The sequence below is a fragment of the Aquabacterium parvum genome (assembly GCF_001447195.1).
GTDB classification, from domain to species: domain Bacteria; phylum Pseudomonadota; class Gammaproteobacteria; order Burkholderiales; family Burkholderiaceae_C; genus Aquabacterium; species Aquabacterium parvum.
Map to the genome: position 1 here is coordinate 1 of NZ_LFRI01000018.1, position 7,892 is coordinate 7,892.

The following is a 7,892-nucleotide window of genomic DNA, read 5'->3' on the forward strand; positions in this document are numbered from 1 at the left end:
GGCCTTGACCTGCCTGACAGCCTCCAGTTTGTACTCCAGGGTGTACTTGCCACGTACCTGCTTGTCGACCATTTCTTCGCTCCTTTCCAGCATTGTGGTCATGAGCTAAGAACTCCACTTTTCGGGGGCAACCTCACTCGCCTTCGGCATAGCGGCCAGGTCATCCACTGAGGGCTCGCGTTGTGAAGCTCAAGGTCTGCTGGTGGATTGCATACACGATTGCTGCGGACAGAGCCATCGTGGCCACAAACCAAATGAAGCGGCGCCCTTGTGGTGCAGCGCCACCAACCACCGCCCAAACCAAGGGAAACAGCAGCTGAGCAGTCACCACCCATGAGAACCAAGCCGGACACGAGTCGTTGCATGCCACGGTTGAGAGCGCATCGACTAGCACCACGAACCCCACGCCGGCCAGGAAGAAGAAACCTGCGGATCTGGCCCGTGTTGTCACTTGATCTCCCAAAAGAGGATTTCCTTGGCCTTGCCGAGGTCCGAGAAGCCGAGGATGGTGCTGCCTCGAAGACCCACCGTAAATCTCATGAAGCTGGCAAAGCTCGGCGTCAACCGATCCTTGTTCCACAGGTCGACGTGATCGCCTGACGCGTGGCTGACCTCGCCGTCGCGAGCCCAGTAGTCCTTGAAGAAGATGATGCCGGTCTTGCCTTTGATCTTCTGCTGCCAATCCGGCCCAGTGATGGCTTGTGGCTTGTTCGGCAGACCACAGAATGGCTGCAGCTTCAGCCATGCGGCGAACTCTTCGGCCCGGATAGCTGCGCGCTGTCCCTCCAGCTGCACAGCAGCCCCCTTGAACGACTTCATCGTCACACCCACCTGGTGCAGGCTGACGCTCATCCGGATCGCGCACTGATTCTCGAACGCCGCGGGGACCTTGCCTTGCGCGTCGCGGTACGGGTCACGCTCCTTCGGATAAGCGGCCCACAGCCCAGTGAACCGAACCGGGCTGATCTGAATGGCGCAAATGGACTGGGGAGTTGCGTTGGTCCGCACCCGCGCCTTCTGCCTGAGGGCCGTGGCCACGTCAGTTGCCCTCCATGAGCTCGAGGGCATCCTCACCCCAAAAGACCTCGTAGTCCTCCTCAGAGGAGGTCACGATGCGGGGCAACTCGCCGCTCTGGTCCAGCCGGCCAGCATGCGTCTGACCGGACAGAGTCTTCACGAACCACGGTAGCCCGACAAGCATGGCCGTGTCGCCAGCAACTTCAAGCCTTGTCTTCTCGTCGTAGGTGATGCGGACATCTGGCCTGGGTGCAGCAAAACCTGCAGTTGCTGCTTTAGCGGCCTGCTCTGCGCTCGCTGCGGCGGGGTTCGAGGCCCCACCATCCGACGTGGTCGACACGACCTGGCTGGCGATGAGCGTGGCTCCACACGCGCACTTGTCCCCATGACGCGCGGCCGGCTGCCCGTCAATGATCATCGTCGGATCGCCGGTGACGATCACCGAGGTGCCGCCGTGTCCCTTCTTGGGGCAAGTGACCTGGTCGCCCACGCGAGCGATCCGCTTGCCATGCGTCTCCGTTGTTCCTGCGGCGCCCACCACCACACCTCCGTGGTCGGTACGGTCGCCCAGGACGATGAAAGGCCGTCCCATGCTGCTCTCCTGCATTTGTGCGTTTGTCAGCACTGTAGCAGGGGTGCCGCAAGGGCTAGCTGGCCGCCGGTTCGTCAAGCAGTCGGTGCAACTTTCGACAACCAATGCGAGGCGACGTCACGAAGCTCTTGGTCGACGTTGAACGACGGATCTCGGCAGTCGAACAAGACCTGCCCCTCCAACTGAGCTCGAGCCAGCGTGAACGCTTGTTCATGCTTACGGCTGTTGTCGAACATCAGCGTCATGTTGGCCAGAGGTGCTGCATGTGCGATGGCTTTCTGTGTACGGGAAAACCTCTCCATCAGCTTTTCTTCTGGTACGCCATGCCCACCTTTGGCAACACGAGTCCCAACGCGCAGCACCGAGATCTCGGCATTGGCCAAGCCGACAAACAAGAGAACGACAAAGTAGCCAGCTTCCTGCAGTTCCTTGATCGTCTTGTATTTCGAATCGTAGGAGCCGTCAGGTAAACGCTTCCAGTGAGAAAACACGGTCTCAAACGCGAATGGCGCCTTGGCCGCCTGGATGCTCAGAACAAAGGCCCTGACGGCCTCTTGCGAGAGCTTCATCCAGAGTTCATTCTGATCACGAAGCTGCTGGGCCCACGCCACCAAGCGACCGTTTTCCGGCTCGGGCAGGATAGACATGGTGAGCCGGTCAGCGTTGACGAGCGGAATCTGCAGGCGATCAGCCAGGCGCTCATACCAGAGCGTCGACTTGCCAGATCCGTTGTGACCGGCCAGCACAAAAGCAACAGGCCTTGAGCGGTCACCCAAGGCCTTGTTGATCAGTGTTTGAAGAGAAGGAACGCGCTTGCTCAAGGCGATCAGGTGGTAGCCAAGACCTTGAATTTACCATTGACCATCTTGCCCACCGTCTTGGTGCCATCCTCGGATTCGCGCACAAATTTGGTGGGATCGGCCGCGTAGACCGAGTAGGCGTAAACGGGCTTCGCCGAACGCTGGGAAGCCCCTCCACCGAACACCACAGAGCGGTCAATCCCAGGCTTGCCCAGCGCCTTGGCCGCCTTCATGACGAGCGTGCCGACGCTTTCTTCCGGCTTGACTCGCCGCGCCTTGGTGTCTCCCGTTTTCACGAGAACCCAACCGCCCGAGACGGGCACCGCTGCCTTGACGGCAGAGCCCTGAACTACTTCGACGATTTTGGCTTTGGCCATGGTGACTTCCTACGCGGTGACGTGGTGTGCGTTTTTTGCATCGCTCTCTGGGAGCGTTGCGAAATTCGCTACAACAATTTTATTGTGATTTCCACACCACGTCAAAAATGCGCGGCCAATTTTGGAGCTCAAATTCGCAGCGGGCATGTCCGATTTTCATAGATTTCACGTTTCCTCCAGGGGGGCGACTTTCCAGATGGAGGACAAAATCCCGGCGTGATGGCGGCTTGGCCACACGAGACCATCAGGAGGAACAATGCCCATCACCGCGTACTCCAAAGAAGCTCAGCGAGAGCTTGATCTCGAGCAGTGGCTCCAGCTCAACGGACTCCAGACAGCCGAGGCATTCAAGCAGCTTGACGTGCCCGACTGGCTCCGGGCAAAAGCCGGCACCGACGTCGAATGCAGTGCCTGCGGGGCACTCGGTGCGACATTGGTCCGCAGCGCCAGGTCCAAAGGGTCTGGCAGGGCCGTGGCGCAAGGCCACTTTCGTTTTCGCACTGCGGAAGGCGGGAATCCCCACCACCCCCTCTGCGACTTCCACGACGAGCAGAACGTCAGGGGTGCCGACTACCTCACCAGCTTCGCCAGCGACAAGTCCGCCCTGACAAGGGCGATTCGTGACTTGGTTTGTCGGGGGATTTCCGCCGGCATCTTCAGCCAGGCAGAAATGCGCGCCATGCGCCTGTGGTTCCTTGAGGAAAAGGCAGCGCGCACCATCCTTCTGGACGTGACGCCCGAGCAATTGCAGTGGTGCAGTGACATGCAAGCCACGAGAGCGATCAGGAACGCCGGCAGCTTGTCGTTCATCCCAGAACACGGCTCTTTGCCCGGCTTCGACTGGGAGGCCGCCGCCAAGCTCGAATGGGCACGCCGGAACGAGCCGCTTTTCAGCGAGATTGGCCCCCACGTCTACTTCCAGCGGCAATCGCTCGAGCGCCCCCTGCGCCTACTTGATCAGCATGCTGGCCAACAGGTGCTCGACCCTTCCGCGCTGCGCGAGAAATACGATGCGGCGTTGCACCTCGCGTCCTTTGCCGCGCACCACCTGTTCGAACCAGGGACGAAGCCACACGCCTTGGCTCGGGAACACCCCTACTACTGGAAACCCGCTGCAGCCCACCCTCTGCTTGCGCTGAGCGCCTTGCTGCTGTTCCTGAGCGCCTGGGATCTACAGCGCGCCAGCGCACTCTTCTGCCGCGTCAAAACGGCGCCGCCGGCACCAGATGATCTGCTGGGCAACCTGGTAGGCCTCAATCCATTCCATGACTACCAAGCCTGGCTGGTTATCAACGCCGCTCGTCGAATCGCCTCGAAGCGCACGGATACCCGGCCGGTGGCGGAGCAAGTCACTGAGGTAAAAGCTGAGATGCAAGCGCAGCACCGGATCTGGGCCGGCAGCAGCGAGCGTGATCTGTAAGGCTGTTGCCTTAAAATTTGCTCGCAAACGAGAGAGAAGATAAGGAGGTGGCTATGCCAATCGGACAGGTCAAGTGGTTCAATGATGCCAAGGGCTATGGCTTCATCACAGCGTCAGATGTCGATGGAGATGTGTTCGTACACTTCTCCTCGATCGAGATGACTGGCTTTCGGACCTTGGAGCCCGACACGAAGGTTGAATTTGATCTGGCCCGCTCCGACAAGGGCTACATAGCTCAGACGGTTCGTGTCGTAGGGCTGTCGGCTGTCGAGCCCGACAACATGGCTGCCTCCGCGTAGCGCAGCGGACAGAGGCATCTCAGAGCCTGGGCAGCACGTCCTGCTCAAAAATCTCCATAGGCGTCAGTCCATCGATACTGCAGTTCTTGCCATGCAAATCGTTCAGGCGCTCCTGATACCCACCAACCGCGATCAGCCCATAGCCCAAACGCCCGCCGTCCAAAGCTAGTTCTCGCGAGGGTAGTTGTGCCATCACTTCCAACATGGAGGCTTTCTCTCGCGACAGGAAGCTCTGGGCCGTATCGCCGCTCATCCTCAGTGCAGCCCGAGCTTCAGGAGAGACAAGTTCATTCGGCGTCACGCGGTAGGGACGAAACGCCTTGGTGGCCGCGATCGGAGGTAACCAGCGAACCATCGCGTCCAGGTCGTACATCTGATGCTTCACCGTGACATCGACCACGGTGAATGGCGGGGCCACCACAATCGCGTGCGGAGCCACAAACTGCCCTGTGTCGATCGAGTAGAAGTAGCGCGGCTCGACCGACACGGACCTTGGAAAGTAGATTGCCAGGTTGGACTTGGCGGTGTAGTTCCACACGCCCAGTTCGTCCAGCATCCGAGACAACACGCCCGAGGCCACCACGCACAGCCCGGGGCGCCCGTCACGTGCAACGCGACTTGCGATAGCCTCAGTCGCGGCCAGAATCTTTCGCTCGGCCTGCAGCAGCTCGTCAGCGGAATAGCTACGAGCCTCGACGAGGCGTGCGGCCATGTTCATGGCCGTGGGATCCAGCGCCTCAACGCGAAGGAACTCGGCTGTATCGTGCAACCCAGGCCTCGACGGATCGACTCCGCGCTGGGTGAACCAAGTTTCGAGTTGCTGTTGAGCTGTCGGGTTGCTCAAAGGCCAGAGCTTATCGGGCACCGAATTGCTGCCCGCCAGCAATTTGCGTCGTCTTGCCTCTCCCATGATTACTCTCCCGTTGCGCAGGAACGCAAAGGGTCCAAGTATCGAATATTTCACCACCGTGCCGTCATCAGGTGCGTCCCGTCCTGTGCACCTGCAGCATCGCCCTTACCAGCCTGGTCCGCTCCTGCAAAACATAAATCTCGCTGGTTGTCCTCTGACTGGAATGGCCCAGTACCTCCTGAACGACCCCGATCGGGGCGTCTTGAGCGATTGCCTGGCGCGCGAACGTGTGCCTGAGCCAATGCGTAGAGGCCGCCGCCAACCGATCAGCGTCCTGACGCCCCTGCTTGACCGCCAGGCGTGCCAGGCGCCGGAAGAACCGCTTGAGCAGCTTGTACAGGCCCGCCCGCCCCATCGCCACGCGAGCCTCGCCTCCGCGCTGGCCCACCGGCCCCTGCAGGGCTCCCAGCAGCGGGCGCTCCAAGTCGGCACAGCTGCCGGCGGCAGGGTTCACCTGGTCGACCAACTGGTGGAGCTCGAGCAGTTGGTCGACCAACGCGGCCGACATGGGCACGACACGGGGCTTCCCCCCCTTCCCCTCGACGTGAAGCAAGTAGGCCAGCTCCTCTTCAGTATGGCCCGAATCGGGCTCAGGCTCCAGATGGATCGGCTCCAAGGCCCCCATCCTGGCCCGGACGAGCTCATCGAGCCGAAGCCCTGTTTCCGTCAAGAGCCGCAGCAACGCAGCCAGGCGGCGGGCTCGTAGGCCCTGGGCCACGACGGGCACCTGCGCAAGGATCCACCGCCACTGCTCTGCGGTGAACCCTCGCTTGGCGTCCGCCGCCGGCGCCGGCAACTTCACCTGCTTCAAGACGGTGGCCATGGGGTTGGCCACCACGTAGCCGGCCTCCAGCCAGGCCGCGTACAGATTTCGCACCACGCCCAGTCCGTGACGCACGCTGACCGGATCCAGCCCACCACTTCGAAACGGCCGCCAGCTGGCAGCGCTACGAGGACGAACACCACCGCTGACCCAGCGCGCTGGCGGCCTGGTCAGGAAATCGCGATACGCGAGGCAGTCGGCCGTGGTCATGGCGGACAAGGCGCGGCTGCGCTCCAGAACCGCCCAAAGCACGAAACGCTCGATCTCCCTGCGATAGGTTTCCCAGGTCCTGGGCTGCCCCTCGTAAGGCCTGAGCCAGGCGTCCCACGCCTGCTGATCGCATTCGGCACCATAGGCATTCGGCCCCATCGCGCGAAAGCCGCCCGAACGGCCCTGCAGGGCCTGCGGGATACCCAACTGCTCTAGCGGCACGATGGCGGTGGCGACAATCTCTGCCACAGGCTTTGCCGCGGCTGCATCCAGCAACCCATGGCTTTGCAGCCATCCCAGAAGCCTATCGGCGCGGACTTGCCCCAGCCCCTGCACCTTGCGGTACCAAGTCGGCCCGCAGGCTGCCTGCAGGCGCACCAGGTCATCGACGGTGGCCACGCCGGCCAGAGCAAGGCGCCGGGATAGCGCAGCCGACACCCAGAGGGCAATACTGTCGGTAGGCAACAGCGGCTTGGCCAAGTAGGTCTGCAGCGTATTGAGCGCTCTCACCTGAGGGCTGATTTGCACCCCGTCTTGGGAAAAGGACTCCTGGTCACTTTCGTCACGGACCTGGTCCAGGCCGTAGTGCTCCCTCATGAGCTGCAGCAGCTCCTGCTCGCTGTAGAAATCGAGCTCCAACCCCTGCTCAGAGCAGAAGGTTTCAAGCGACGGCAATTCCACCAGCTTGGGCTTACTTTCGCGGCTCTGCAGCCTCTCAAGCACGTCGTCGATCCGCTGTTCAGGCGGCAGGCTGTCGTTCAGCGCCTGCGCATCGTCGAGCAGTTGCATCCACAGTCGAGCACGGGTTGCGCGCACATGCCTCAGGTCACCGCTTTCGCCTTGGAAGGCAAGGAAGCGGTCCCAGGCCTGAGCGAGGTCAAAGCCTTGGAGCCATGCTCTCAGGAAAGCGAAGTGAGGCAGGCCGAGGTGCTTCTGCCGGAGATCCTGGGTCGCGCTCCCGCGCGGCCGCCCTCGAGGGCGTGGCCGGTTCGGCTGATGGTCTGAAGCGGCAGAGGGGGCGAGCATGACGGTATCTCTCCGGCGGTGGAGCAGCCCTCTCGACCCCGATTATCCGAGATTCCAGGCTTGGGCCGCGCCCACCATGCGCATCTCTCCTTGCCTATGGTAGGTCTCGCACCATCTTGGTTGCCTCAGATACATCCTGACGAAACTGCCCCCATGGCGCCCCACTGCAATCCACCGTCAGGGCACTGATCGCATGCACGAAACGCGCCTTGTCGGCCTCAACAATGACGTTGGCCTCGATCAAGGTCGCCGCCAAACGCTCAAGCATTGCCTCACCTTCAGGGGGTCGCCTCAGAAAACGGAAAATAAAGCACGCTAAGCCGGTTGCAGCGGTCGTAGCGGCCTGAACTTGCCCGCGCCGATCTTGGCGCTGCTGCGCCAGAGGTAATCGCCGGTGAGGTTGATGTGCTCCCAACCG

Annotated in this window: 7 protein-coding genes and 1 pseudogene; 2 read left to right on the plus strand and 6 right to left on the minus strand. The window is 61.6% G+C overall.

What is annotated here, in order from left to right:
* Positions 1-447 precede the first annotated feature (447 nt).
* The 4 genes and pseudogenes from ABG80_RS00345 to ABG80_RS00360 all read right to left on the minus strand — a co-directional run bounded on the left by ABG80_RS00345 (position 448) and on the right by ABG80_RS00360 (position 2,786).
* On the minus strand, positions 448-1,068 hold the full coding sequence (locus ABG80_RS00345) for a type VI secretion system amidase effector protein Tae4 (protein ID WP_058085825.1): 621 nt from the start codon (positions 1,066-1,068) through the stop codon (positions 448-450).
* 277 nt (positions 1,069-1,345) lie between these two features.
* A pseudogene (locus tag ABG80_RS23325) lies at positions 1,346-1,609 on the minus strand (PAAR domain-containing protein); the annotation flags it as partial.
* 74 nt (positions 1,610-1,683) lie between these two features.
* On the minus strand, positions 1,684-2,430 hold the full coding sequence (locus tag ABG80_RS00355; protein ID WP_058085826.1) for a toxin: 747 nt from the start codon (positions 2,428-2,430) through the stop codon (positions 1,684-1,686).
* A 5-nt stretch (positions 2,431-2,435) separates the two neighbouring features.
* A complete protein-coding gene (locus ABG80_RS00360) occupies positions 2,436-2,786 on the minus strand; it encodes a hypothetical protein (protein ID WP_235513688.1) in 351 nt (116 codons plus the stop codon).
* Positions 2,787-3,042: 256 nt separating this feature from the next.
* On the opposite strand from ABG80_RS00360, the gene ABG80_RS00365 reads away from it, so the two are divergent.
* Both ABG80_RS00365 and ABG80_RS00370 read left to right on the plus strand, forming a co-directional pair.
* A complete protein-coding gene (locus tag ABG80_RS00365) occupies positions 3,043-4,206 on the plus strand; it encodes a hypothetical protein (RefSeq protein WP_058085827.1) in 1,164 nt (387 codons plus the stop codon).
* 53 nt (positions 4,207-4,259) lie between these two features.
* Positions 4,260-4,505 (plus strand): cold-shock protein, encoded by a 246-nt coding sequence (locus tag ABG80_RS00370; RefSeq protein ID WP_058085828.1) that lies wholly within the window; start codon positions 4,260-4,262, stop codon positions 4,503-4,505.
* A gap of 19 nt (positions 4,506-4,524) precedes the next feature.
* Here the strand turns inward: ABG80_RS00370 and ABG80_RS00375 are convergent, their stop codons facing one another.
* Both ABG80_RS00375 and ABG80_RS00380 read right to left on the minus strand, forming a co-directional pair.
* Entirely contained in the window at positions 4,525-5,469 is a 945-nt protein-coding gene (locus ABG80_RS00375) for a hypothetical protein (protein ID WP_235513689.1), read from the minus strand.
* Between the two features lie 13 nt (positions 5,470-5,482).
* The gene (locus ABG80_RS00380; RefSeq protein ID WP_058085829.1) at positions 5,483-7,237 is read right to left on the minus strand and encodes a phage integrase family protein; all 1,755 of its coding nucleotides are present in this window, start codon (positions 7,235-7,237) and stop codon (positions 5,483-5,485) included.
* Between the last annotated feature and the right edge of the window lie 655 nt (positions 7,238-7,892).